Here is a 25,161-nt window from a genome sequence, read left to right as displayed (position 1 = left end):
TCTCCATGACTCGTGCCTATCTCTTCGCCCTTTTTGTTTCCACTTCCTTTGCGGCCGATCCGGTTTGGGAGTCCATCGCCGCATCCTTCCAGCCACCTGCAGAATATGCCGGAAAACTGGGCGCCTATGCTTCACCGTTGAAGTTCAATGACGGCAGCGAGGTCAAAACAGCCACTGAATGGCAGCAGCGCCGTCTGGAGATCCTTCATAACTGGCATGCACTCATGGGTGAATGGCCGCCGCTCGTTGAGAGGCCAAAGCTGGAGATTCTCGAAACCACTCAAAGGGACAATTTCACCCAGCACCACATCCGCCTGCAAATCGCCCAGGAGCAGACAGGTGAAGGCTATTTGCTCATCCCTGAAGGCAAGGGGCCCTTTCCTGCGGTGTTCGTGCCTTTTTATGATCCGGAAACGAGCATCGGTCTTTCGGACAAGCCCCTGAGAGACTTCGCCTATCAACTCACCAAGCGTGGCTTTGTCACTCTCTCTATAGGCTCCCCAGGTGGGGATGCGCGTAAACCAGTGCTCACTGCCGGGGCCAAGTGCCAGCCTCTCAGTTATCTGGCTTACATATCCGCCAATGCCTGGACGACCCTTTCCCAAAGACCCGAAGTGGATGCCAAACGCATCGGCATCATGGGCCATTCGTATGGGGGCAAATGGGCCATGTTCGGTGCTTGTCTCTGGGACAAATATGCATGCGGAGTCTGGTCGGATCCCGGTATCGTTTTTGACGAGACCCGCCAGAGCATTAATTACCAGGAGCCCTGGTATCTCGGCTTTGATCGCACAATGACCCGCAAGCGCGGCCTCGTCCGGCCCGATAGCCCGCGCACGGGTGCCTACAAGGCACTGATTGAGCAAGGTCACGACCTCGTCGAGTTCCAGTCCCTCATGGCCCCGCGCCCATTCCTCGTCTCCGGCGGCATTGAAGATCCTCCCAAGCGCTGGATACCGCTAAACCACATCATCACAGTTAATCATTTGTTAGGCCAAAAATACGGTGTCTCCATGACCAACCGGCCTGACCACTCCCCCACCGCCGATTCCAACGAGCACGTGTACCGTTTCCTTGAATGGGCGTTGGGTTCCCATGAGTAATGACGACTCTGTCTTGGCAATCCTCCCTTTCTGTGTCACAAAACACCATGTCTCTCTGCCTGTCCTTCTCCAAAACCGGCAATCCTGCCGATGTCCTCGAACTTATCGAGCGTCCGCTTGCCCCGCTCACCGGTCATGAGGTGCGCGTACACATGCGTTATGCCCCCATCAATCCGGCTGACCTTAATTTTATTGAGGGCACTTATGGCCGGGCCGCCCATCCCCCTGCCGTGCCTGGCCACGAAGCTTGTGGTGAAGTGGAGGAAGTCGGGCCTCTAGTCACCTCGCTGCAGAAAGGTGATGTCGTCATTCCCCTTCTCGGCACGGGATGCTGGAGCCAGCACCTTACTGCGGCTGAACTGCATTTCGCCAAACTGCCGCCTGGCATTGACCGGGTGCAGGCAGCCATGCTGCGCGTCAATCCTGTCACGGCTTGGCATTTGTTAAAAAAATACGTTCCTGTGACCGAAGGTGAATGGGTGGCACAAAACGCGGCCAACTCAGGTGTCGGCCGCGCTCTCATTCAGATCGCCAAAGGTCTCGGCATCCGCACGGTCAATTTCGTGCGGCGTGCGGAATTGATCCCAGAACTGCTGGCCCTGGGAGCTGATTTCGTCTTCATCGATGATGAGGGTGGCCTGGCAGCCGCGAAGCAGATGCTGAAGGATGAAAAGATCACCCTGGCCACCAATGCGGTCGGCGGTGACAGCGCCATCCGCCTGATGGATCTCCTCTCTCCTGGAGGCAGCCTGGTGACATACGGAGCCATGAGCCGCCGCAGCCTGAAAGTGCCTAACAAATTTTTAATCTTCAAAAACCTTCAGCTCCATGGCTTGTGGATCAGCCGTTGGTTTGAGGAATCTGGCACAGCTGAACTGGCCGAAGTGCTGGAACCTCTCACCAAAATGGTGGCCCATGGTGAGATCGTGACCGCCGTGGATGAAATCTTCCCGATCACAGATTTTCGCAAAGCCATCCTCCGCGCCCAGGAAGGCGGACGTTCCGGCAAAGTCATCCTGGATCTGGCCTAATAAGGTCGCGTCCTTTGATACCCGCCTCATGATCCGCCCGTCACTTTTACTGGTCTTCGGCCTCTTGGCCGCATTCCCCTGCCCTGTGGTCGCTGACAACGCCGAGCAGGCTGTCGAAAAAGCCCACCAGGAAATCTGGAGCCGCTTCATGGATGAGCACAACCTCGTCCTGGATTACACGGACCTGGATGGAAAGATCATCCGCCCGACTCCCGAAGACTGCCTTGCGCTCAAACCCAGTGCGCTGAGCTGGGGCGTGCCCAATGAGGACGGCCCCATGTTCAATGGCCTCTACCTGGATGCCCTGTGCACACGCTGGAAGCTCACCAAAGACGAGGAAGCCCGCAGCAAAGCCCGGCGTCTTATCGCGGGTCTGCTGAAAGTTTCCACCATTGGCAAGACACCCGGCTTCATCGCCCGTGGTATTGCCACGGATGGCGGCACCACCTATCCGCTTGGCTCAAATGACCAAACAACCCCATGGCATTATGGAATCTGGCGTTTTATCATCGATGGTCTCGCCACACCTGAAGAGGAAGCAAAGCTGACCGCAGCGTTTGTCGAAAACATCCGCATCCTCGATCTAAACGGCTGGAAGATGCCCACAGACGGGCCGCCATGTCCTCATCGTGGCACCTTTGCCAAACCCGGCTGGGAAGGCGCACCACGTCTTCTTTTTGTGATGAAAGCCATGCATCACTTCACCAGGGATGAAAGCTGGCAGCAGCGTTACCTGGAGGCGGCTAACCAGAAGCTTGGCGATAACCACCCTTCTCGCATCGAAACCTGTCGTGTGGGCATGATCTTCGATGGCAGCCAGGGGCCACGCTATTCATGGACTGGCAGCGAAGGCGTCGTCTGCCTACATGCCCTGTGGGAAATGGAGACGGACCCGGCCATGAAAGCAGCCTATGCGGAGGGCCTGCGACACAGTGCGGAATTAGCCGCCCAAAGCCTGCCACTCATTGACCAATTTGATGTCAACGGCACCGAGGTTTTTAATACCGACTGGCGAGTAATGAACGAAGCCTGGAAGCCGCAGCATAGCGAGAAGGATGCCGCAGACGTGGCTCGTGCCGGGCTGCGTGTGCAGGCCCTCCATTCACCACGGTTAAAGATCGAAAAGAATTATCTACGGGAACCGTGTTTCGCCGCCTGGGTGGTTACACTTTGTCCTGATACCGCCTTTGTCCAAACACATGTCCCAGCCATTGAGAGGGTGATCACCCACTACCGGTTCGATAAAGTCTATCTCTCCCAATTCTTTCCGCTCGAGTCCGCCTGGTGGCGGCTGAAGGAACATGCAGTAAACCCATGATGCTTTATGAATTCCCGTCGCGCTTTTATTCACCAGGGTTCCTTATGCCTCGCCGGCCTCGGGGCAGGCAAAATTCTTGCCGCTGAAACGGAGGCCCAGCCCATCCTCCGGGTAGGACTCATGACCGATCTCCACTATGCCGACAAGGAAGCTACCAAGACCCGCTTCTATCGCGAGGCCCTGAGCAAGCTGGATGAGGCGGTGGAATTCATGAACCGCGAAAAACCCGCCGCCGTCATCGAGTTGGGCGATTTCATTGATCAGGCTCCCACCGTGGAGCAGGAGCTGGAATGGTTGAAAACGATGGAGCAGCATTACGCCAAGCTGGCCATGCCGCGACACTATGTGTTAGGCAATCACTGTGTAGGTACACTGACCAAGGCCGAATTTGCAGCCCACACGGGTGCTGCCCTCTCAGGCTACAGTTCGTTCGAGAAAAACGGCATTCGCTTTATCCTGCTGGATGCGTGCTTCCGGGAAGACGGCATCGCCTATGGCCGCAGCAACTTCCACTGGAAGGACTGCCACATCCCCGCCCAGGAACTTTCCTGGCTGAAGGATGAACTCGCTCGCGCTACCGGCCCTGTCATTGTGATGGCCCACCAGCGCCTGGACATGGACGTGGCTCACGCTGTAAAAAATGCGGCTGAAGTGCGTGCGATTTTGGAGCAGTCCAAAAAAGTTCTCGCCGTCTTTCAGGGACATTCACACAAGAACGATCTGCAACAGATCAATGGCATTCCCTACTGCACACTGGTGGCCATGATCGAAGGCAGCGGACAGGAAAACAACGGCTATACCCTCCTCGACGTCCTGCCCGACAGCTCCCTACGCTTGAATGGTTTCCGCAAACAAACCAGCCACATTTTCACATCCTGATGCCCTTCATGAAAACGCTTTGGCTCCTCTCTCTGTTCGGCCTTACCAGTGCTTTTGCCGCGGAGAAAGCCGATTCGAAAGAGCAACCTGTTTCCACTGGCAAGTGGCATCACGAAGAGATTAAACGCTTCACTTCCCCTGAAGCCAATCAGGGTGTCGTAGCCGATGGCGAATTCATTTACGTCATCACCAACACCGCCATTGGCAAGTATCGCAAAGACACCTTGGAACGTGTGGGCGAATGGAAGGAAGAGAAAAATGGTCCTTTCATCCACATGAACTCCGGCATCATTCATGAAGGGAAACTCATGTGTGCGCATTCCAATTTCCCCGGCACACCGATGACCAGTTCCATCGAGACCTTTGATCCGGTAACGATGACTCACATCGGCACCTACAGCCTCGGCATTGCCTCCGGTTCGTTGACCTGGATCGCCTGGCATGAAGACCATTGGTATGCCTGCTTCGCCCATTATTCCAAGAGCAGCCCCCAAACAGGCAGGGATCCCATGTGGACGGAACTGGTGCGTTTTGATACCGAATGGCGTCGCACTGGCGGCTGGGTATTGCCGCCTCGGATCATTGAAATCTTCGGCGGCTCCAGTTGCTCAGGCGGCAGCATCTCCCCTGAAGGCACCGTCTTCATCACCGGACACGATGCCAAACAACTCTTCGTGCTTCGCTTTCCCAAAGCCGGTTCCGTCATGGACTGGGTGGATACCGTATCCATCAGTGCCGAGGGCCAAGCCTTTTCCTGGGATCCCGTGAAACCGGGCATTTTCTACGGGATTGTGAAGAAGACGAAGGAAGTGGTGATCTCGAAGATCGAGAAGGTCGAGAAAAAGTAGAGCGGGGAGACGCAGTACAGTATCCATCACGCTCCGCGTGATGCGTTCTCGCGCCTCGAAATCTGCCCGGCTCCCAACCCACGCTGACGCGGCTGGACATACGTGTCCGTTGATTGGCAATTCACAAAGTTTCTATCCTCAATAACGCATCACGCGGAGCGTGATGGCTACTGTACTTCACTCGCCGCCTTCAGTGCTTCGAGCTCTTCCCATCTTGCATAGAGGCGCGCAACACGGGTTTTTGCATCTTCTAACTGCTTGATCATGCCCTCCGCTTCCGTTGAGCGTGTGACATAAAAGGAAGGGTCGTTTAAAGTGGCATCCATCTCTTCCACTTTGCCTTCACACTCCAGGATCACCGCCTCGATCTCTTCCAACTCACGGATCTCCTTGAAGCTTAGCTTACGCGGTTTCGCCTGGTTTTTTGCGGTGGCGGTTTTCTCCGCTTTTGCAGAAGTGGCCCAAAGTTTGTCACGCGCTTCACGCTCCTTGCGCTTCTCCAGATAGTAGCTGTAATTGCCCACCTGCACATGCACGCCGGATTCTTCAAAGGCGATGATTTGATCACACACCCGGTCCAAAAAGTAACGGTCATGGCTGACCACGATGGATGTGCCGGGGAAGTTGCTCAGGGCTTCTTCCAAGATACGTAAACTCTGCAAATCCAGGTCATTGGTCGGCTCATCCAGCACGATCACATTGCCGCCGCGCTTGAGCACTTTAGCCAGCATCAGTCGGGCGCGTTCGCCCCCTGAGAGGCGGTCCACACGTTCATTCGTGCGGTCATCATTGAAAAGAAACCTCCGCAGGTACGCACGGGCACTCATCCGCTGCTGGCCAAAGAACACCACATCATCCTGGTCAGCCACTTCCGCCAATACCGTGCCATCGCCGGAGAGTTGCATGCGGGTCTGGTCGATGTAGTTAAACACCACCTTCTTGCCCACCGTCGCCTTGCCGATGTCCGGCGGCCTCTGGCCCATGCAGATACGCAGCAGCGTCGTCTTTCCTGCGCCATTACGACCAACGATGCCCGTGCACTGGCCCGGCCGAAAAATGACATCCAGATTTTTAAACAACCACCGCTCACCCGCATCCGTCTCCACCATGCCGCCGACGTTTTCCAGGTTCACCGCGATGTCTCCCATCTCCGCAGGAGGAGGCAGCAGCAGATCCATTTCACGCTCCTCCGGAGGGGCTTCCTGCCCTTCGATCGCATAAAATGCTTCCAGCCGACTGCGCTGTTTCGTCCCGCGTGCTTTCACACCCGCGCGCACCCATTCAAGCTCCGTACGCAGGAAGCGCTGACGACGGCGCTCTGACTGCTCAGCGATAGCTTGGCGTGCAGCCTTGCTTTCCAAAAAGGCCGTGTAGTTTCCTGGGTGCGAGTAACACCGCCCGTCGGAAAGTTCAATGATACGCGTCGCGATGACGTCCAGGAAATAGCGGTCATGGGTGACGAAGATCGTCGCACCGGGGAAACCGCGCAGGCAGTCTTCCAGCCAGCGGATGGAGTCTGCATCCAGATGGTTGGTCGGCTCGTCCAGCAGCAGCAGGTCCGGCTGAGCCACCAGCGCACGGCACAAAGCCACACGGCGCTTCTCACCTCCGGATAGCGGAGCCACGATGGCATCCAGCGGCGGGGAAGATAGAGCAGTGGCTGTCGCCCGGATACGAGCATCCAGATTCCACCCGTCCGCCGCCTCGATCTGGTGCAGCATCTCAGCCAGTTCAGCATCGCTGCCTTCCCCCGCTTCATATCGGTTGATCCAGCTCACCAGATCCGCCGCTCCTGCCTGGATGTTTTCCAAAACCGTACGCTCCATGTCCAGTTCGAATTCCTGGGGCAGATAGCCCATGCGCAGTCCACGCCGGATAGACAGCTCTCCAGAATCCGGTCTTTCCACACCCGCCAGGATCTTCAGCAGACTCGTCTTCCCGCAGCCATTGCGGCCCACAAGCCCCACTTTTTCCCCCGCAGCCACGGCCAGGGTCACCTCTTCCAGCAGGCGTTGATTGCCATAGGAAAGAGCAAGTTCATTGGCGGAGAGGAGGGCAGCGGTCGGCGGAGGCATGGCAAAGAGGGGGCAGAAGACATACCGCGCTGTAGTTCTCATGCCAGAGCGAATGCAGGCTCGACACCGGATATCTTATGCATCATGAAAGGGGCGAATCACGTTTTTATCCACCATGAAAGGCCTGCTCCTCACCCTCGCCACCGTCTTTATCCTCATGACATCCGCCCCCGCCGCCGAAGCACCCTACCGCCACGTCGTCTTTTTTAAATTCAAAGACAGCGCCACTCCTGAGCAGGTGCAGGGCATCGAAAAAGCCTTCATCGAGCTGTCAAAAAAAGTGGATACCGTCCAAGCCTTCGAATGGGGTACGAACGTCAGTCCCGAAAATCTCAACGACGGCTTTACCCACTGTTTCCTCGTCACCTTTGCCGATAAAGCCGGTTTGGAAACCTATCTGCCTCATCCTGAACATGAGGCCTTTGTCGCCAAACTAAAGCCACTTTTGGACAAAGTCTGCGTGCTCGATTACGTGGCCAAATAAACCCGTCCCCCATGTGAGCACGGTTCCTGTGAAATATCACTTCGCCTCAGACAACACCTCCGGCGTCTGTCCTGAAGCCTGGCAGGCGATGGCCGAGGCCAATGCTGGATACCAGCCCAGCTACGGGGCGGATGCCCTCACCCAGCAGGCATGCGAAACCTTTCGTCAGTTCTTTGAAACGGACTGCGAGGTCTTCTTTGTCTTCAACGGTACTGCTGCGAATTCACTCTCATTGGCCACCCTTTGCCAGAGTTACAACAGCGTCATTTGCAGCGATGTCTCCCATGTGGAAACGGACGAGTGCGGCGCACCGGAGTTTTTCTCCAACGGCTCCAAACTCCTTTTGGCAAAAAGTTCGTTAGGCAAGCTGGACCCTGCCGATGTGGAGCGCCTCATCACCCATCGCACGGATCTGCATTACCCGCGTCCACGCGCTCTCAGCCTCAGCCAGAGTACGGAACTGGGCACGACTTACCGTCCAGATGAGATCACCGCTCTTTGCCAAATCGCGAAAAAACACGGCCTGCATGTCCACATGGACGGCGCACGTTTTTTCAATGCCCTGGCTGCCCTTGGCACCACCCCGGCAGAGATCACGTGGAAGGCGGGAGTGGACGTGCTCTGCTGTGGCGGGACCAAGCTAGGCATGGCTGTCACTGAGGCTGTCGTCTTCTTTAATCGCGACCTTGCCCGTGACTTCGAATACCGGTGCAAGCAAGCCGGTCAACTCTGCTCCAAAATGCGGTTTATTTCCGCCCAGTGGCTGCAAATGCTAGGCAACGAAACCTGGCGCAAGCATGCCACACATGGCAATACCCTGGCGAGTAAGCTTGCCGATGGCCTCCGCAGTCTGCCTGATGTGGATATCCTTTATCCCGTGGATGCCAATGCCGTTTTTGCCAGCCTGCCAGATTCCATCAAAGTCGGCCTGAAGGAACGCGGCTGGATGTTTTATAGCTTCATCGGTGGCGGCTCAAGGCTCATGTGTTCGTGGGCCACCACTGAGGCAGATGTTGAAGCCTTTTTGGCGGATGCCGCAGCTTATTCGTGAACACGACGAGGGCGGAGACCTCACAGCCTCCGCCCCCGCTAAACTGTTCTGTAATTAGAATCGGACTTTCACACCTGCATAGACCCCGGTGTCATAAGCAGGAAAACCTGCCACCTCTTCGTAGCTTTCACCAAACAGGTTTTCGATGCGGGCGAAAAGTTCCACATTCGCATGCACACGCCAGTTCATGGACAGACGCGCCACCAGATAGTCTTCCAAATCCGTCTGTGCAAAGGTGGCCGGGTCAAAGTCCTCCCGGTCCACCACATAGACAGCGGACAGGCTCACCGTCACATCCTCTACAGGAGTCACAGCGATACCGCCAGCCATCGAATGCCTCGGACGCCGCACAAGCCTGACGTTTCCACTCAGGTCATCAGCATCCAGATAGGTATAGGAAGCATACACCGTCACCTCTTTACACGGCTGCCAGTCAGCCCCCAGCTCCACACCGCGCGTGCGCGCCTCTCCGATAGGCTGAACAACTCCAGAAATCATATCGTACTGATGGGTATCCTCCAGATCATTCTGGAAAAAAGTGGCGCTCACTCGGGCCTTCGCTGCCGGGATCGGCTGCTCAATACCAAACTCAAATCCACGACTGCGCTCAGGCTTGACCAGCAGCGCATTGCCGGAGAGGGCCGGAGCGAGGTCCTGTGGACTCGGAGGGGAAAACGCGGTGCCATAATTAGCATGCAGCAGCGTCTCCGTCACGGGCACACGGTAGCTCACACCACCGCGCCAAGTCGTCGCATCTTCAAAGTCCGAGTAACTGTCGTGCCTTAGGCCTGCGATCAGGTTCAATCCTTTGACCACCTCCATCTGTGACTGCGCATACACGGCCCAATTGGTACCGTTCTGTGCAATGTCGCGGATACCGTCAGTATCATTGAAGCGCTCATACCCTTGATCCTGCAACCATAGACCTGCGGTAAGAGTCCACCAGTCCGTGGCCTTGATCTCATTCATGTATTCCAGGAAATGAGTCTGCACCGTGATCCGATTATTTACCAAGTAAGGGCTAGTGAAGCCGGTGGCCACCTGGCGGAAGGTACTGAAGGAATAAGTCAGCGTTTGCCGCCAGTTCTCCGTCGTGTCCCAGACCACGCGGGGGGAGATGCTGAAGTATTCCGTACGTGTCTGATCATCATTATCATTGCTCAGGGTGTTGCCCGGATTTCCAACGATGGACTCATAGTGACGCGCATCCAGCTCCAGGCGCAGTGTCTCCGAGACCTGATAACCCAGTCTTCCTGCACCCCCCGTCTGCTGAAACTGACTGTTGACCCGCTGCCCTTGGAGATCCGTACGATTGAAGTCGAAGGCCCAGTCCACATCCCCTGAAGAGCCAAGAGTGCTGATACCTTCACGAAAGCTACCGTAGCTGCCCGCTTCGAAAAAAGCCGTGGTCTGGGGTTTCGCCAGACCGCGCCCGCTGCGTGTGATGACATTGATCACCCCGCCGATGGTCTTTCCCCCATATAGGCTGGATGCAGGGCCGCGCAGCACCTCAATCCGCTCAATGTTATCCAGTGGCGTCGTCTCTAGATTGAAGGTCCCTGCTAAGTTCATCGGCACAGGCCTGCCATCCACCAGCACGGCCGTATGCTCGGATTTCGTCCCGCGCATCAGGACCGTGGCCAGGGTGCCCGGGGCGCCCCGGTCCGCTAGCGTCAGTCCTGGCACACGGCGCAGGGCATCCGCAAGCATCCGGTAATGCTCTCTTTCGATTTCTTCACGGTTGATGACCGTAACAGAAGAGGCCGTCTTCCACGCCTCCGTCTCAGTCTTGGTGGCCGTGACCACGACCTGTGGCAGTTGGTTATTGTCCTTGGTTGGAGGAGTCTCCGCAGGAGGTTCTGCAGAGATCAGGCTCTGTGTGATAGTGATGGCGATGCCTGCCGTGCCGAGAGCGGAACGGAGGGCTTTTTTTATAGATGTCATTGATGTCTTGCTGATTGCGGCAAGAACGAGCACTCACGCCAGATTATCCGCTTTTGGGCAAAGCGGACATGGCCTGGGCATTCGGTCCCACCCTTCATTGTTGCGATGAAGTGTGAACCCACGTGTCTCCGTATGGAGGTGCGGGTGTGAGCATTCGCAGCGAGATATTCGGACTCCGGGTTTGTGGGGAATAAATTCCCCGCCTCTCTCACTCGCCTTCACCGGAGATCGCTCTCCGATTGACTTTGCCTGGCCGTCATCACTGACGGCCACGTTGTGAAATTGTGACCCGATACCGCAGCGCCACTGTGACCGGTTTTCACGGTCTTCCCTGCATCTGCGAATGGCTGCCGGGTCATCATCATGACTCCGGGCTTGATAAAGAAAACAGGACCTGTGCTCTCGCACACCCCTGCCATGCATTGCTCATAAAGCGCCCTGGCAGGCTGCGCAATACCAAAGATTCACCGTCCTCCAGGTCGGTTAAAAATGGACCCTGACTTCTTCGGCTCTTCTTTTTTTAGGGGCAACGAGTCTCTCGCGATTCGCTCTGCCTCTTCCATATTCGCGGCACTCGGCGGCGCACGCTCAGTCGTTTTGCGGTTCCCACTTAGCAGATTGGACTTCCACTGCGTATCGCTGATGGCCCCGGTCCCACGGTACTCTAGTAGCTCACTGAATGGCAAAAACACCAGCCCAGGAATACCCCTGATGCGTACCTGCGCAGTCAGGTCCACCGCATCGCGGATGAAGTCGATCTTACCCCCCATCGCAATCCTGAAGACACTCGTGGTTGCCTCGATATTTTTGGTCACGATAAAACCATCTGCCACCTCAAAGGTACAGTCCGCCGCCTTTGCGACATTGTATCCCTTGATCTGTCCTGGCAGCACACTTCCCAAGATCGGCGTCAGAGGCCCCAGGATGGGAACGGCGTACAGGTTGCCATTCAGGATCGTAGCAGCACCGCCTCCCTTGAGTGACATCCAGTCATTCATGCGCCCGGCGAAGCGGAAATGTCCGGTGATATCTCCCTCCGTATCATTCGTCTTCGAGTAGATCTGGGTGAGACGCAGAAAGCTCACCCCATCCAGCATCAGTTCCCCCTCATACGACTGCGGCTGCAGCCGCTCATTGAGTGTTCCCTTCAGCGAAAAGGCTCCTCCTAATAAGGAGGACTTCACATCGAAATACGTCGTGCTGCCACGGCTGGAGACATCTGCCTTCACTTGGTCAAAAGGCAGATCCTTGCCAAAGATCTCATACGGAAACTCCCCTGCATTCACCAGCACTGAAAAATCATTCGTTCCCGGAGCCAGATCGACACGACCTTTCGCGCTTAGTGCCTCTCCAAATAGGCGTCCACGGATGTCAAACTTCATGTCATGGCCCTTAAAACTCAACTCCCCCTGAGGCGCAGAAATAAGGTAATCCTCCCCCCACAAAACATAACGCCCCGTTCCTGACGAATGTCGGAAGCTCACATTAAAGTCATTCCGCGTGGGGTCCTTGTAGTAAATCAGCCCGTCCAATTCCACTGCGGTCGTTTTTGGCAGCCGGTATTTCGCAATGATATCTGCTACTTTCGGCGCAAAGCAGCTTGTCACCGCCACCGGATCCAGTTTCGAACGAATACCCTCCAGACGCACCCATTTTTCTTTGTCGTCCACATGCACATGAGCCACCTCGCCCACGCCTTCGGCTCTTTGGATCTTCGCATTCCGATAATGCTGAATTGGCCCTTGGAACTCCACATCCGCCTGCATCATTTCCATGTCCACCCCACGATAGCGAAAATTCCGCAGATCTCCCCTGCCCTTGTTGAGGCATAGCTGGAGGTCAGCCTTCGGCCCGGACCCTTCCACCTCAAAGTAGATGTTTGACTTTGGATTAAACTGGAAGCGACTGATGATCTCCCGGGTCTGTGGCATTTTCGCAAAGGGCAGAAACGCATTGGGATCCATCCTCAAGACCGCCCTATAACGAAATCCCTCCGCCTCATGGGACAGTGCCTGCGCCGTCAACGTCCCAGTCTCATGCTTCAACAGCATGTCCCGAATATACACACCCTCTGGAGACACCCCTATATTTGCCTCCAGCCCGTCAAAAACCGCCCCCCGGGTGCTGAAGCGTCCGCAATCCAGCCTTCCAGTCGCCTGCACAGGCCGCTTCCCTTGCGCCATTGGACCGTCTACATACCAGACACCATTCAGCGCCAAATGCGGCGTCCCGTAAAACACAATTTCGCGCAAGTTGTCGCTGTTTAGAAATGCCTGCGCCAGTCCGGGCAAATCCGCACTTGAGGTCAGTTGGAATCTCAGATCCGGCGTCCCCATCCGCCACGTCGCACTGCCATTCACCTGCCCCGTCGGATCTTTAATAATCAGCCGCGTCAGGTCGATCAAGCCCGCTTTATATTCCGCCTCTGCCAGCAGGTCCTCACACACATACGTACCGTATCGCAGGCCCATCGCTTCAAAAAACAACCGTGCTGAAAGCTCCTGCGGTCGCCCCAGGTCGCCGTTCACCTCCAGCCTCACCTGCGGCGGGGTATCAAATTCAAAGCGGTTCAGCCACTCCACCCCCCGCTGGATGCGCCGGTGATGTGCATTGATCACCTTGATTTGCTCGCTCACGGAAAGGCTGTCCACCTTGGCCTTCGGCGGCTCATCCACCTTTTTTCCTGGCAGCGTCAGCAATCCTGTAATGTTCAGGCGGATGCCGGACAGCGTCCCCTGTGCCTGCCGAACTTCCAACACTCCCTCTCTGAGAAAAGCCCGCGCGCTCAGATCCTCCAATGTGATCACCGTGTGCTCACCGCCTTCAGGGTCATCCACCGGCAGGGATACACTGGCATGGCTCAGTTCCAGCCCATCCACCACAAACATTTTTTCCAGCAGCTTTCCGTAGTCAAAATCCAGGTTCAACTCGTCCACCGATGCCAGTACATGCAGGCGGTCTGCTCCTGTAAAAACCTTCACATCGCGCGCAATCAGTCCGCCAAACGGATTCAGCATCAGCCGCTTTAAATCCATATGGAGCCCCCGCTCAGCCATCTGGCCGATAATAAATTCCCGCCACCTCCGCGAGAACGATTCCGAACTGGCATAGATCACCGCGCTCAGCACGGCGCTCGCCACGCAGAGCTTGATCACGCCTCGGATCAGCTTTTTCATCAGATACCCATGCTAACCTTCATCGTCAGCAAGACAAGGCCAAGCCTTCTCAGATAAAGAAGATACGCAAGATTCTGCGCAGCAATAGACGATGCCATCTGCAAAAGGATCATCATTCATCATTGCTGCTCCCTCCACTCTCATGGACCTTTCACGGAATGCGTGCCTCCACCTATGTTCATGCCTCCCGCACCAGTCGTGTCATCACACGCTGGCGGGGCATGGGGGCCATTCTTGCCGTCGCCTTTTATAGTCTCTTCTTTGCCGCCCACCAGCAGTTGCAGGATACTCCCATCTATGTCCGGGATGCAGTCATTTTCGGTGCCGAGACGCAGACAGTCTTTCGCAGCCTCACAGCTTCCCGCATGGATGATCATCGCAGCATCAGCGCAGAGCATCCAGCCTTCATCCTGCTTCATCACGCGCCTGCCCAGCTCCTCATCCGCGGTTGGGAATACCTGGGGCAGGACAATAACCGTGCGCGCAAACACGGCATCGCCCTGCTCACCTGCCTGGCCGGTGCCCTCATCGTGGTCATGGTTTATCATGCCATGCTCTGGAACTGCGTTGCGTCTCTTCGTGCCATTCTCCTCGCCATGGCCTGCGGTGCCGGCCCCTGCCTGTGGCTCACGGCTCCTCTGCCGGAGGTCTGGATCTTCGCAGGCCTGGGGGTTGCAACACTCGCTGCCGTTTCCGCCCGGGGCTCCCTGGCCCCCTGGTGGCTGCACACCCTCGTCGCCACCTATGCCATGAGCTGTTTCGTCGGCAGCATCATCCCCGTTATTCTTTTCGCCATCGCCCGTTGTGCCCATGACAGTACCCAGCAGCAGCGCTTCACCCCGCAGCCTCTTTTGATCGCACTGGCCGCCGTCACCCTTACCTTTGGCCTCGCTAACCTTCAGCGCATCATTTATCCCCTGTCCGCGCCTCTGCCCCCATCACTCCTCACCTGGAAAATCCAGGAGGCCCCCTGGTCCGCTAACCGTGAAAACGCTGGCCGAGTGGCCCGTGAAGTCTTTCTCTCCAACCTCGTTGCCCCTTCCTCAGTCGCCACTGAACCCGATTCCGGCTTCGGTAACCGCCGTCGTGTCATCCTGCCCGAAGCCTCCTGGTCCCGGCTCGACCTTCAAAAAGGCATCGGAGCCGCTTGGTTTCTCCTTCTGGCCCTCGCCTTTGCTGGCCTTGTGTGGCGTGCCCAATTGGACCCCTTCAGCCTCGGCATCGTTGCCATCATCGTCTGGAATATCGCCGTTTTACCCTGGTACGCCACTCCGGATCGGCTGCTCCTCTTCGCTTGCCTGTGGACGCCGGCCGTCGTTATCGCCACCGGACTTGGCCTCGAACGCAGCCTCGACCACTGGCCAAAAATCAAATTCCCCATCACCATCCTCCTCGCCGCTTTCGTCGCCGCTCAGATCACCAAAAACTGGATGTTTATCCAGGATGTCATCAACCAAGTCAGGTTATAACATACTGCGGATCTTGTCTAAACCGCACCCCCTGGAATACTTTCGCCCGTTCTGTCTCGTATCCTCACCATGCTCCACCCAACCTTGCGTTTCCTGTTAAGCCTCCTGCTGCTCACGGCGGTATCGTCTCCGCTATCCGCTCAGCTCGATCTGGCCTCTGGCACAACTGGAGCCGCCAGTGCCAAGGTCACGGCCAGTCTGGTGTCGGAATTGAAGGTCGCTGAACCTGGGAAACCGTTTCGTATTGCCGTTAAGCTGGATCACCAACCGCATTGGCACACTTACGGCAAGGTGCTCCCCGCCGATGTCATCGGTAAACCCACCAGTCTTAAATGGACCCTGCCCGAGGGATGGACTGTCGAGGAAATGCCCTGGCCAGACACCCATGAAGTTCCTTCGACGGATGGCAAAACAAGCGAGGGCTACGATGGCATTGTTTACCTGCCTGCCAAAATCACCCCCGTAGCTAACGCTGAGGGCACCGCTGAGATCATCGTCAAAGTGGATGCACTCGTCTGCGATCCCCAGAACTGCATGCCAGCTAAACCTGAAGCCCGCATCAGCCTCACGCTCGCAGAAAAAGCCGAGACGGATCCCTCAGTCACGGAGATTTTCAGTCAGATCCCATCCATCGAAAGCAGCTCCCTCATCAAGCCCGCCAATGCCCCGGCCAAACCCGCAGTCACGAGCTTTCTAAGCGGGCTTTTCATCGCCTTCATCGGTGGCCTGATCCTCAATATCATGCCCTGCGTATTCCCCGTCCTCGGCATCAAAATCATGAGTGTCGTCCAGCAGGCTGGCGAGGATAAACGCCAGGTGCTGCTGCACGGACTGGCCTATACCCTGGGCATCCTCATCTGCTTCTGGGCGCTGGGCGGACTGGTGATTTCATTGGGCAAAGCCTGGGGCTTTCAATTGCAGTCCCCTGGCTTCGTCTATGGCCTCTGTGCCTTCTTCCTTATCTTTGGCCTGAATATGGCAGGGTTGTTCGAGATCGGTGCCTCCGCCGTTGGTGTAGGTGCAAATTTACAATCCAAGCACGGTCTCAGCGGCTCCTTTTTTTCTGGCCTGCTGGCCACCGTCGTCGCCACGCCATGCTCCGCTCCCTTCCTCGGTTCCGCGCTGGGCTATACCCTCACTCTGCCACCCGCCCAGGCCATGCTGATGTATACCATGATCGGCATCGGCCTCGCCAGCCCCTTCCTTGTCCTATCGCTTTTTCCGAAATTGGTCTCCGCCCTGCCCCGTCCCGGTGCATGGATGGAAAGCTTTAAACAAGCCATGTCCTTCCTGCTCTTCGGCACCGTCGCCTTTCTGGCCTGGGTGCTGACAGGGATGATCGAAGGCCAGCCCATGCTTTTCACCCTTTTCAGCCTCGTCATCATTGCGCTCGGCTGCTGGATTTATGGACGCTGGTCCCTGCCTCATAAACCAGCCCGCACCCGCACCATCGCCGTTGTCCTTACTCTTGTCAGCATTGGCGGAGGACTCGCCTTTGGCTGGCCACAGGTCGAAAAAGGTCCCGTCAATGCGGGTGCCCATGTCGAAGGCGGACTCACCTGGGAGGCCTGGTCCCCTGAGAAAGTTGCAGAACTGCGCGCAGCGAACAAGGCCGTTTATATCGACTATACAGCCAAGTGGTGTTTCACCTGTCAGGTGAACAAACGCGTCTATAAAGACACCAGTTTGCAGAAGCTCATCACCGACAAGAAGGTTGTCCTCTTAAAGGCAGACTGGACCAATGAAGACCCGCGCATCACCAAAGCCCTGTCCGAATTAGGCAAAGCCGCTGTGCCGGTCAATGTGCTCTATACCCCCAACCAGTCTGAACCCCTCATCCTGCCTGAATTGCTTTCAGTGGATAACGTCTCCGCAGCCTTCCAGGGCCTGTGATGCTTTTTAAGTTTGCACAACACCCCCAAATCGGTTTTTCATTCTCCCATGGCCTCCATCACACCTCAAGAAGTCGAAGCGCATCAACTCTGGCTGCAATCCGAAGGCACCGAAGGTAAGCAACTGGATGAAACGGGGCTGGACCTCAGTCAGTCTAATCTGTCTGGTCTTAACCTCTCTCGCGGCCAGTTTGTCGGCACGGTGTTCGATGGCGCGGACCTCAGTGGAAGCAATCTTTCGGGAGCTGACTTCAGTGGTGCTACTTTTACAGGGGCAAACCTGACTGAAGCCGACCTGCGCGGAGCCGATCTTGCGGGTGTGACATTGAGCGGAGCCAACCTGACCAGAGCCAAGGTCAATGGTGCCGATCTCTCCGGTGCACGTCTGGACGGATGCAACCTCAGCCAGGCCGATTTCACGGACGCCGACTTGATCGCCGCCAATCTCACCAACGCGGTGCAATCAGGCATCATCCTCACAGGTGCCAAATTGAATGACACCCAGGGGTTGTTGTAAGCCAGGAGCCGGCTGTATTACTTCCACTCCGGCTTGCGCTGGTGAAGGCACTCGCTCAACCAGCGGACGAGATCTGAAACACATTCATGTTTCTTCCGCAAAGCTGAGAGTGAAGTCCAGTCAATGCGCTGACGTGGCGCAGGCACGGTGATCTTTTGGATACGCAGCTTTCCCTGCACGATTTCAAATTCCGCCGCGCTCATGGCGCGCAGGTCTGCGGCGCTCGGCAGATCATCCAGTTGTGCACTGTTGATGCCAAGGCTGCTGATGCCCACGCCAAACTGGTTCCCCAGACTGCGTAAAGCATCCACCAGAGCTTCGTCATTCAATGGCTCGGCGATGACGAGCTCGCTCTGCAAAGTCCAGCGCGTCGCGCTGAGCGCCTGAAAGAACTCAGCCGTGTAATTGTCCAGGGTGAGCCCAATCTTCAATTGCACTCCACTCAGCCCCACCTCGGGTCCACCTAGATGACGGCGCAGGTCCAGCATTCCAGAATCAAAACGAGTGATTTCATCCGCCCCTGTTTCCAGATCCCACTCAGCCGTGACCAAGTCTGGAATGTCCCAAAACCCGCGTTCATCCAACGGCGTATCCACACGACCATTCAGACGGAAGGGGAAATGAGAGCGCAGCAGACAGAGCCGCTCATAAATGGTCAGCAGCCGCAGAAAGCGTGACTGCAAGACATCCCCCTCCACTTCACCGCCAAAAAGGAAGCGGCCAGTGCCGTTAGCTAGATGTGGCTTGCTGAGGCGCTGATAATAACCCTGCCCCTGGTCCACCTTTGCGATGGGGGAGGTGGAATCATAGCTCAGGATGGAAAAGTGATACCGCAAAGTGGCATCGCTGTAATCATCGCCTAAACGCAAACGCACCAGGCGGATAAGCTCAGTGCCTTTAATGGCCTCTTCAGGGTCATCAGGGAGGATGTCCGGGAGGATGTTTCGAAGTTGTTCGCGCAGGTTCATTCCACAGCGGAGTGACAGAGGGTATCGGACAATGCAGGAGATAAACCTTATTGGTCAAGATGGAAACAGATCAATCATCTTTCCTTCGAAGGAAATCTTCCTGACATCCGGTCATCCTTTAACAAGTCAAAGAGGGCTTAACAACTCAAGAACTGGCCGCAAGCTTTTCCAAATCTGCCCGTGTCGCCTCATAGGTGGTAGCAAATTCAAGGGCAAGCGGATCAGCTTGGATGCCCTGCCTTTCACAAAAGCTCGCATAAAGACCTGGCCACCAATTGCGATGCTGGGTCTTTCCCTCCTCCTTCCAGGCGCTCCAATTGCTGAGCACTTTGCTCCAGCAGGAACTGCCAAAATCAATGGCCTCCTTCTGGTCCCCAAAGGCGCTCACATACCAGTCACGGCCAATACGGGCATGTAGCACCTCATCCGCCCAGTCATAGTCTTGAAACAGTTTACTGAGTGAGTCCCCCGAATCTGCTCCGACTTCCCATTCGAAGCGCTTGCCTGTCTTTGTCATCAGGCCCTGCTCAATGAAATAGAGCACCGCATGTCTCTCCCAGGGCTGAAGTTGGGTATTGAGCCCGAGAGACCAAGTGAAGTTCACCATCACATGCTGGGGCCAGTCGATGCCTAATTTCACAAAACCCACTTCTCCCATCATCGCATGGCGCGCCTCATCCCAAAGCTGGCGGGTCATGTCTTTGTAATATCCCCAAGGCTTGCCTGACGTCTCCGTTAAAATCGTGGCCATCATCTCCGGCACATCGATCTCGCGTAGCCGCTTGTAATACATCATGAGGGTCTTGTCCCGGCTTTGGAAACGAGGGTCGTATAAAAACTCCTCGGCATGCACGCCCATATTATAAGGGTCAGGGAAGCGCTCATCGCGTTTTGGCACGTGGCTATACACCGGTGGATTCTGGCTATAGACCGGCTGGCCAACTAGAATCGTACGCTGTTGTGATCCATCCAGGTCACCGGCCGCTTCCAGCAGGCTCTGTAACCAGTCCGTCCATGGCTGATGCTGCTGACGGTATTCCTCCGTGACCAGGCATGCGACGGCCGCCTTTCCATACTGCACCGTCTCTTCCATTTCCAGTGCTGCAAAGCGGCAAATCCGCAGGCTGGGATGGTCACTCAAAGGATTTGTCTGCTCCATGTGCCGCCGCAGCCCCCGCAAAAGAGACGGGAAAGCGTATTCATAAAGGCCTATGATCAAAGCCTGAGTATCCGGCGCATTTTGGATCTCATTATACAATGTCTCCAGATGCGGATCTGGTATCTTCTCCAACCCGAGAGGCGGTGTACGCATCTCCGCCACACGCTCCCTCATGGCGGTGCAATGCTCCGCACAATAATGGCTATGCAGGCTAAAGGCCATTTTCAGTTCATACAGCGGCTCTGCGGTAAGACGGGCCTGGAGAATCTGCATGAGCCTCTTCAGGGAAAAGTGATAGCGCTTGATACGGTCCACACTTTCTTCCACGCCCAGTCCTGGCTGCGCCGCATCCTCAAATGAGGCCAGCCCTGCCAGGGGTGGCAGACCATGATAAGGCTGATAGTTGAATGCGCTCATGACGTTCATTTCACTTTGCCTTATGCCCGGAGACAAGCCCAAGTCAAAAGGTGCGGACAAGCTGGCATTTTTTACCTGTCGTTGATCTGCACATCAAACAGCCAAGTCCTCGGCAATGGCAGGCAAGTACTAAATTGCACCTCAAAACATTATATAAATTTTGAAATTTATGGAATCAGCGTTTAAATTTCAAAATATTCATGACTTTGCCTGCCTTGCCAGATCTCACCGCGCCCGACGATGACCTCGCTGTGGTGCGTGCTCGGCTCCTTGCCGTGCGTGCCTCCTTGCAAAAAGCCTGCCAGGAGCTGGATCTGCAAATCAAAGCCCTGGAGGACATCGGACCTAGCAATTCTCCAACACAAGCGACGTTAAATCTTTTTGAAACTGAGCCGCTTCCTCCTGTTGAAGAACCTGCCCCAGTTCCAGCCAAAAACTGGCAAAACCAGCCCACCACCAGCATTATCCTGGAAGCCACTTCCCCCATGGCGCTGTCACCTGAGCTAGAACAGGCCACTCTGGAGGAGCTCAACAGTGCGCTGTCCAAAGCATTCGCCCAGATTTCCGGGCGACATCAGTGGGCGGGTTAAAGCGTTATTTGATGCCGCAAGTCCGCTTAAGGATTGGCGGGAGCAGGAGTAACAGGAGTAACTCCAGACTCACCAGTAGAAGGAGAGGCCGGAGTTGTGGGAGTGGCAGGTACCGCCGGTAAATCCGCTGGTGGAGGTGTCGCTGGGGCAGGAACTGCAGGCATACCTGCTGCGGGGGTAGTGCCCACGCCCGGCTGAGCGGTCGTATCCACACCTGGAGTTGCAGGAGGCGTGGTGGCCGGATCGGTGGCAACACCACCGAGAGCCGTAGGGGGAGGCTCAGGTTTTTTGAAGGGATCCTCCCAACGATGAAGCATTTGACCGGCATTGTCGGTTCCGATCTCCTGGAGATAAGAAGCACACTTCTCATGCCAGCGGTCCAGGTTTGGCGGGCTATTGGGCTTTTCAGCAGTGCCTGGAAAGACAACATAAGTTACCTTGAGATCACTTTCTGGCCGCCGGTAGGGAGAGGCTTTGGCATTGATGGTCTTGGCCATCATGAGAGAGGCCTCACCCATCTTTTGGCTGGGTCCATAGTCACCACAGATGGCGGGATACATTTTTCCCTCATGAATCACGACAGCATAATCCCCCATGTTTGGCGTGTGCTTATTGGCCGGATAACCGCGGAAAAGGAGGGAAAGAACGATGAAGGGATCCTTTTCAGCAATAAGACTGCTGCGGGCCTTCATTTCCCCGATCTCAAGACCCAGCTGGCTGATGAGCGCTTTGAGTTCACGGTTACGGTCAGCACTGAGTCCTTTGACGTTAAACTGTTCCTTGGCCTTTTTCAGACGCTCTTCCCAGCGCGCAAGGAGCGGATTCGGTGTTTGAGTTTTTTTAGCCCACGCATAGCTGGTGAACGGCTGATAATAATCAGACATGTAGATGTACTCGTCCAATGTCGCCATACGATCCCCATCGGAACCGTCGGCCACGACATCCATCTCGGACTGGATGAGCAGCACCTTGCGGCTGGTGGTGGGATGGGTCATCTCCAGGATCGTCTCGCAATCGAAGAAATTATGCCGATCAAGAATGCGGTTAAGACGGGTGATATCGCGCTGAATGCCGTTCGTCTTGTTTTCATACAGCCGATGGTAGAATCCGGAGACTTTGGCCGTCGGCAGCATTGCCTGGAGTCCTGGCAGCAGGGTCGGCAACTGTGAATTGATCCGCGAAAGTTCCTTCAATTCCTGATTGGCCTTGGGGACGCGAACTGAGAGCTTGAATTCGGCTTTGTAGGCATCTGGATCCAACCGCTCAAGGCTGGCATAGGTCCCCTGCTCTGTCAGCAATTCGGTCTCGATAGTGATGCCATTGTAGAAAGTGGAAACATCCACTTCCTTGCGAGGAATATACCCCTCAGGCAGAGGCGGCGGCGGTGCCGGCACCTCTTTAATGACCTCCTTGACCACCTCTTTGATGATTTGAGTGGGCACTTCGACACGCTTTTCCACCTCTTGGGTGATGATCTTGGTACGCTCCTCCTGGGCGGCGGCAATGAGTTCCTTGAGCCCATTTTTGATCCTTCCTGCAAAAGGGGTAAACGGCAGCACCAGCAGAATAGCAATGATGGACAGCAGCAGGAAGCGAATGAGGTTTCCCAAGACGCTGCCACGCTGAGATTGCTTCTTGGACTGCCAGGGGCTGGGACCGCGCTGGTCCATAGGCGTCAGAGAGGGATCGGGGCGCTTAAACATACCAGAAAAAAGGGGGTGAAATTTTTAGACTGTACCTTTGGCATACCGACGCCGCAACAAAGGACGCAGGAGTGTACGAGGTAGATAACGAAAAAGTCGTGACGCTATTTTGACTCCCAGGCCAGGGTAAACACAAGCCTTGCCAGAATGCAAAGCGTTCAAAGCTTCAGCCACGACCTGCTGCGGGAGGATACGCAAGAAGTCCTGTCCATCGCGATCTGTATCCTCCCCCTCGGGGCGGCGGGCCGTTTTGCCAAACCCGGTGGGTGTGGGGCCGGGACAGACACACGTGACGACAATCCGCTCTGGAGCCAATTCGACCGCCAGGGCCTCCGAAAAACTGGTGACGAAAGCCTTACTGGCCGCATAAACAGCCATCGCCGGAAGGGGGAGCGCACTGGCCAGAGAACTGATGTTGATGATGCCGCCGGGCCGCTGAAGAAGCGGAATGAAGGCGTGTGTCAGCAGAACCAGGGACGTCATGTTCAGATCCATTTGTGCACGCAGCTTTCCTGCCTCTGCACTGGCCACTGTGCCATAGTCACCCATCCCGGCATTATTGATCAGCAGATTGGGCTGGAAACCATTCTGACGCACGCTTTCCAGCAAGGTCCCCCTGCCCTCATCGGTAGCGATATCGCAGGCATGGAGATAAATCTTTAGGGCCGGATTCAGCACCAGACATTCAGCTTTCACGGCCTCCAGAGCGTCTACACGACGCCCCGTCAAAAAAAGGGCGTTGGCTCCAGGCGCAAGCTGGCGGGCAAACTCCGCACCGAGGCCTGAGGATGCGCCCGTGATCAGGGCCCGGCAATGTTGGGTATCAAAGTTCATGCGAAGGACTTGCGCGAGGCGCACGCTGACTGACCATGCGTGCATCCGCATGACCATCAACTCCCTTTCTGAACAAGTACCCTTCACCACGAAGGACGGCAGCACCATCCGCAGCATCCTGGACCGGACCAATGCCCCCGTGCAAAACCAGTCCCTGGCCGAGGCCACCGTCCCTGTAGGGCAGCCGACCGAACGCCATTTTCACAAGCTGAGCGAAGAATTTTATTTCATCCTGGAAGGCACCGGCACCATGGAAATCGATGGCGAAGAAAAACCCGTGGCCCCCGGTGATGCCATCCTCATCCCGCCCGGCACTTGGCACCAGATCACCGCCACGCAGACACTACGTTTCCTCTGCTGCTGCGCCCCGCCGTATGCGCATGAGGACACGTTTTTTGTATAAACCCCGCATTCATCGGTTCTTCAGTATTGAGGAAAGATGGCGGGCGTCGGGAAGCGGTCTTCGTGGCTGAATTTTCCGCTGTCGAGGTATTCCTCTCGGGGCATGTGGAAATCGGGCCAGTTTGTGGGACGGATGCGGACGACTCGAGTCGGGCGGATGCCTTCGGTAATGAGGTCTGTCTCAAAACGGATTTGGATGCCGCTGCTGCCAAGAGGAGGGGCGTCTCTAGACGTGTCTGTGACTTCGAGAATGGACCCTTGTGAAGCCATTTGTGAGGGTCCGGAAGTGCCCCCTTCGGTATGCTTCAGTGTGTTCTCTGCCCCATTCATCAGAACCCGGCTACCCTTCTTGAAGTCGGCATAGAGGGAGGTATCCATGCCGCCGAACAAGGTGGCGGTCACGGTCGCGCGACCGAACTTTCCATACTCGACGGCATCTACCCAACCTGGCACCCAGCGGCTACGAATGAATGCTTTGTGCGTCTCAGCCTGGAGATGGGCGGCGCGTTGAATGGCAGTGTCATCCAGCCAGATGTCTGAAATGTGAAAGCGGGTAAACACTCCGCCTAGCGTTGGCTTCCAGGTGATCCCCAGCAGGACGGCCTGGCCATCGAGCGACTTCTTGCCGCTGGCAGGCCAGAGGCCCTCGCTGATCATGTCCGCAAGCGAGAGACATTCGCGACCGCGCCAGAGGCGAGTTGCCGCATCGAAGGTCAGCGTTTCCTCTTTGGTCTTGCCGTCTGCCCCAGCCTTCGGTTCGCGGGTGGCAATCATCATCCCCTCGTTGCTTTGGATATCCAATTCTTTGAGCTTCCAGACCATTCCCTCACGCTGGCAATGGCTGGGCTCGTCCTCAAGGAGGAGGACGTGGTTCTCGGCGGGTGCAACACCCACACCACGCCTGTGATCTGCATCCTTATCCTTGTTGTTAACCGGCAGCACAGGCACGGAGGAGATCTTCGGGTCGGGTGGCAGATAGGCCCGGACGTGCAGCACGGTGCCGAGCGGAATATCCCGGAGATCCGCCGGTGCGCCATGATAGCGGACCATACCATAAGGAAGCATGGCGAAAGGATGCGGATCGTTTCGGCGAAATACGCCCTGCCCTTGCACGCGGAGGCTGCCGCGGCGATTGGGGTGGTCCACAAATACCAGCTCGCCCCGATAGGTGTGCGCTTTTTCCAAAGGGGGAAACTTCCCTGCTTCGGGCCGGAATGGCTCGTCTGCGGCAGGTGTGGCGGTGGTGAGCACACACAAAAGGGCGGTAAGCAGGGTAAGTTTCATGTTCATGTCATGCTTCT

The 25,161-nt window shown here is 56.2% G+C and carries 20 protein-coding genes; 12 read left to right on the top strand and 8 right to left on the bottom strand.

What is annotated here, in order from left to right; all coding sequences use genetic code 11:
• Positions 1-5: 5 nt before the first annotated feature.
• Genes EI77_RS19590 through EI77_RS19570 form a run of 5 tightly spaced genes read left to right on the top strand, consistent with a single transcriptional unit; the run spans position 6 to position 5,179 of the window.
• A complete protein-coding gene (locus EI77_RS19590) occupies positions 6-1,103 on the top strand; it encodes a dienelactone hydrolase family protein (protein WP_133797005.1) in 1,098 nt (365 codons plus the stop codon).
• 47 nt (positions 1,104-1,150) lie between these two features.
• Positions 1,151-2,134 carry an MDR family NADPH-dependent oxidoreductase gene (locus EI77_RS19585; protein ID WP_166647379.1) on the top strand — a complete coding sequence of 328 codons (984 nt, stop codon included), beginning with the start codon at positions 1,151-1,153 and terminating at the stop codon, positions 2,132-2,134.
• Positions 2,135-2,162: 28 nt separating this feature from the next.
• Entirely contained in the window at positions 2,163-3,452 is a 1,290-nt protein-coding gene (locus EI77_RS19580) for a hypothetical protein (protein WP_133797003.1), read from the top strand.
• A gap of 6 nt (positions 3,453-3,458) precedes the next feature.
• Entirely contained in the window at positions 3,459-4,331 is an 873-nt protein-coding gene (locus EI77_RS19575) for a metallophosphoesterase family protein (RefSeq protein ID WP_133797002.1), read from the top strand.
• Positions 4,332-4,339: 8 nt separating this feature from the next.
• Positions 4,340-5,179 carry a hypothetical protein gene (locus EI77_RS19570; protein WP_133797001.1) on the top strand — a complete coding sequence of 280 codons (840 nt, stop codon included), beginning with the start codon at positions 4,340-4,342 and terminating at the stop codon, positions 5,177-5,179.
• A 167-nt stretch (positions 5,180-5,346) separates the two neighbouring features.
• Here the strand turns inward: EI77_RS19570 and EI77_RS19565 are convergent, their stop codons facing one another.
• On the bottom strand, positions 5,347-7,296 hold the full coding sequence (locus tag EI77_RS19565; RefSeq protein ID WP_243838948.1) for an ABC-F family ATP-binding cassette domain-containing protein: 1,950 nt from the start codon (positions 7,294-7,296) through the stop codon (positions 5,347-5,349).
• Between the two features lie 73 nt (positions 7,297-7,369).
• Between EI77_RS19565 and EI77_RS19560 the strand changes: the two genes are divergently transcribed.
• Entirely contained in the window at positions 7,370-7,738 is a 369-nt protein-coding gene (locus EI77_RS19560; protein WP_133797000.1) for a Dabb family protein, read from the top strand.
• A gap of 13 nt (positions 7,739-7,751) precedes the next feature.
• Entirely contained in the window at positions 7,752-8,789 is a 1,038-nt protein-coding gene (locus EI77_RS19555) for a threonine aldolase family protein (RefSeq protein ID WP_133796999.1), read from the top strand.
• A gap of 54 nt (positions 8,790-8,843) precedes the next feature.
• On the opposite strand, the gene EI77_RS19550 is transcribed toward EI77_RS19555, so the two are convergent.
• Together EI77_RS19550 and EI77_RS19545 are read right to left on the bottom strand one after the other, a co-directional pair.
• Positions 8,844-10,733 (bottom strand): TonB-dependent receptor plug domain-containing protein, encoded by a 1,890-nt coding sequence (locus tag EI77_RS19550; RefSeq protein ID WP_133796998.1) that lies wholly within the window; start codon positions 10,731-10,733, stop codon positions 8,844-8,846.
• Between the two features lie 464 nt (positions 10,734-11,197).
• The gene (locus tag EI77_RS19545) at positions 11,198-13,909 is read right to left on the bottom strand and encodes an AsmA-like C-terminal region-containing protein (protein WP_133796997.1); all 2,712 of its coding nucleotides are present in this window, start codon (positions 13,907-13,909) and stop codon (positions 11,198-11,200) included.
• A gap of 158 nt (positions 13,910-14,067) precedes the next feature.
• Between EI77_RS19545 and EI77_RS19540 the strand changes: the two genes are divergently transcribed.
• From EI77_RS19540 to EI77_RS19530, 3 genes are all read left to right on the top strand, one after another.
• Positions 14,068-15,378, top strand: a complete 1,311-nt coding sequence (locus tag EI77_RS19540) for a hypothetical protein (protein WP_133796996.1) — start codon at positions 14,068-14,070, stop codon at positions 15,376-15,378.
• Between the two features lie 69 nt (positions 15,379-15,447).
• Positions 15,448-17,271: a protein-disulfide reductase DsbD family protein gene (locus EI77_RS19535; RefSeq protein WP_133796995.1), complete on the top strand. Its 1,824-nt coding sequence runs from the start codon at positions 15,448-15,450 to the stop codon at positions 17,269-17,271.
• Between the two features lie 48 nt (positions 17,272-17,319).
• Entirely contained in the window at positions 17,320-17,787 is a 468-nt protein-coding gene (locus tag EI77_RS19530; protein ID WP_133796994.1) for a pentapeptide repeat-containing protein, read from the top strand.
• 17 nt (positions 17,788-17,804) lie between these two features.
• Here the strand turns inward: EI77_RS19530 and EI77_RS19525 are convergent, their stop codons facing one another.
• Complete coding sequence (locus EI77_RS19525; RefSeq protein ID WP_133796993.1) at positions 17,805-18,755, bottom strand: hypothetical protein; 951 nt, start codon at positions 18,753-18,755, stop codon at positions 17,805-17,807.
• Between the two features lie 145 nt (positions 18,756-18,900).
• Positions 18,901-20,331 carry a hypothetical protein gene (locus EI77_RS19520; RefSeq protein ID WP_133796992.1) on the bottom strand — a complete coding sequence of 477 codons (1,431 nt, stop codon included), beginning with the start codon at positions 20,329-20,331 and terminating at the stop codon, positions 18,901-18,903.
• 200 nt (positions 20,332-20,531) lie between these two features.
• Here EI77_RS19520 and EI77_RS19515 point away from each other — a divergent pair, with 200 nt between their 5' ends.
• Positions 20,532-20,921 carry a hypothetical protein gene (locus tag EI77_RS19515; protein WP_133796991.1) on the top strand — a complete coding sequence of 130 codons (390 nt, stop codon included), beginning with the start codon at positions 20,532-20,534 and terminating at the stop codon, positions 20,919-20,921.
• A gap of 26 nt (positions 20,922-20,947) precedes the next feature.
• On the opposite strand, the gene EI77_RS19510 is transcribed toward EI77_RS19515, so the two are convergent.
• Both EI77_RS19510 and EI77_RS19505 read right to left on the bottom strand, forming a co-directional pair.
• Positions 20,948-22,624, bottom strand: a complete 1,677-nt coding sequence (locus EI77_RS19510) for a glycoside hydrolase family 75 protein (protein WP_133796990.1) — start codon at positions 22,622-22,624, stop codon at positions 20,948-20,950.
• Positions 22,625-22,648: 24 nt separating this feature from the next.
• Positions 22,649-23,458: an SDR family NAD(P)-dependent oxidoreductase gene (locus EI77_RS19505; RefSeq protein ID WP_166647378.1), complete on the bottom strand. Its 810-nt coding sequence runs from the start codon at positions 23,456-23,458 to the stop codon at positions 22,649-22,651.
• A gap of 49 nt (positions 23,459-23,507) precedes the next feature.
• On the opposite strand from EI77_RS19505, the gene EI77_RS19500 reads away from it, so the two are divergent.
• The gene (locus EI77_RS19500) at positions 23,508-23,861 is read left to right on the top strand and encodes a cupin domain-containing protein (protein WP_133796988.1); all 354 of its coding nucleotides are present in this window, start codon (positions 23,508-23,510) and stop codon (positions 23,859-23,861) included.
• A gap of 20 nt (positions 23,862-23,881) precedes the next feature.
• Here the strand turns inward: EI77_RS19500 and EI77_RS19495 are convergent, their stop codons facing one another.
• Complete coding sequence (locus EI77_RS19495) at positions 23,882-25,144, bottom strand: hypothetical protein (RefSeq protein ID WP_243838947.1); 1,263 nt, start codon at positions 25,142-25,144, stop codon at positions 23,882-23,884.
• Positions 25,145-25,161: the final 17 nt, after the last annotated feature.

The organism is Prosthecobacter fusiformis, from assembly GCF_004364345.1.
GTDB lineage: Bacteria > Verrucomicrobiota > Verrucomicrobiia > Verrucomicrobiales > Verrucomicrobiaceae > Prosthecobacter > Prosthecobacter fusiformis.
The sequence above is the reverse complement of the archived record's forward strand: the minus strand, read 5'-3'. Positions and strand labels throughout refer to the sequence as shown.

What these genes read in the sequence shown, in the direction of transcription:
- EI77_RS19590 (WP_133797005.1), top strand. Translation starts at nt 6, where the DNA reads ATGACTCGTGCCTATCTCTTCGCCCTTTTTGTTTCCACTTCCTTTGCG.
- EI77_RS19585 (WP_166647379.1), top strand. Translation starts at nt 1,151, where the DNA reads ATGTCTCTCTGCCTGTCCTTCTCCAAAACCGGCAATCCTGCCGATGTC.
- EI77_RS19580 (WP_133797003.1), top strand. Translation starts at nt 2,163, where the DNA reads ATGATCCGCCCGTCACTTTTACTGGTCTTCGGCCTCTTGGCCGCATTC.
- EI77_RS19575 (WP_133797002.1), top strand. Translation starts at nt 3,459, where the DNA reads ATGAATTCCCGTCGCGCTTTTATTCACCAGGGTTCCTTATGCCTCGCC.
- EI77_RS19570 (WP_133797001.1), top strand. Translation starts at nt 4,340, where the DNA reads ATGAAAACGCTTTGGCTCCTCTCTCTGTTCGGCCTTACCAGTGCTTTT.
- EI77_RS19565 (WP_243838948.1), bottom strand. Translation starts at nt 7,296, where the DNA reads ATGAGAACTACAGCGCGGTATGTCTTCTGCCCCCTCTTTGCCATGCCT.
- EI77_RS19560 (WP_133797000.1), top strand. Translation starts at nt 7,370, where the DNA reads ATGAAAGGCCTGCTCCTCACCCTCGCCACCGTCTTTATCCTCATGACA.
- EI77_RS19550 (WP_133796998.1), bottom strand. Translation starts at nt 10,733, where the DNA reads ATGACATCTATAAAAAAAGCCCTCCGTTCCGCTCTCGGCACGGCAGGC.
- EI77_RS19545 (WP_133796997.1), bottom strand. Translation starts at nt 13,909, where the DNA reads ATGAAAAAGCTGATCCGAGGCGTGATCAAGCTCTGCGTGGCGAGCGCC.
- EI77_RS19540 (WP_133796996.1), top strand. Translation starts at nt 14,068, where the DNA reads ATGCGTGCCTCCACCTATGTTCATGCCTCCCGCACCAGTCGTGTCATC.
- EI77_RS19535 (WP_133796995.1), top strand. Translation starts at nt 15,448, where the DNA reads ATGCTCCACCCAACCTTGCGTTTCCTGTTAAGCCTCCTGCTGCTCACG.
- EI77_RS19530 (WP_133796994.1), top strand. Translation starts at nt 17,320, where the DNA reads ATGGCCTCCATCACACCTCAAGAAGTCGAAGCGCATCAACTCTGGCTG.
- EI77_RS19525 (WP_133796993.1), bottom strand. Translation starts at nt 18,755, where the DNA reads ATGAACCTGCGCGAACAACTTCGAAACATCCTCCCGGACATCCTCCCT.
- EI77_RS19520 (WP_133796992.1), bottom strand. Translation starts at nt 20,331, where the DNA reads ATGAGCGCATTCAACTATCAGCCTTATCATGGTCTGCCACCCCTGGCA.
- EI77_RS19515 (WP_133796991.1), top strand. Translation starts at nt 20,532, where the DNA reads ATGACTTTGCCTGCCTTGCCAGATCTCACCGCGCCCGACGATGACCTC.
- EI77_RS19510 (WP_133796990.1), bottom strand. Translation starts at nt 22,624, where the DNA reads ATGTTTAAGCGCCCCGATCCCTCTCTGACGCCTATGGACCAGCGCGGT.
- EI77_RS19505 (WP_166647378.1), bottom strand. Translation starts at nt 23,458, where the DNA reads ATGAACTTTGATACCCAACATTGCCGGGCCCTGATCACGGGCGCATCC.
- EI77_RS19500 (WP_133796988.1), top strand. Translation starts at nt 23,508, where the DNA reads ATGACCATCAACTCCCTTTCTGAACAAGTACCCTTCACCACGAAGGAC.
- EI77_RS19495 (WP_243838947.1), bottom strand. Translation starts at nt 25,144, where the DNA reads ATGAAACTTACCCTGCTTACCGCCCTTTTGTGTGTGCTCACCACCGCC.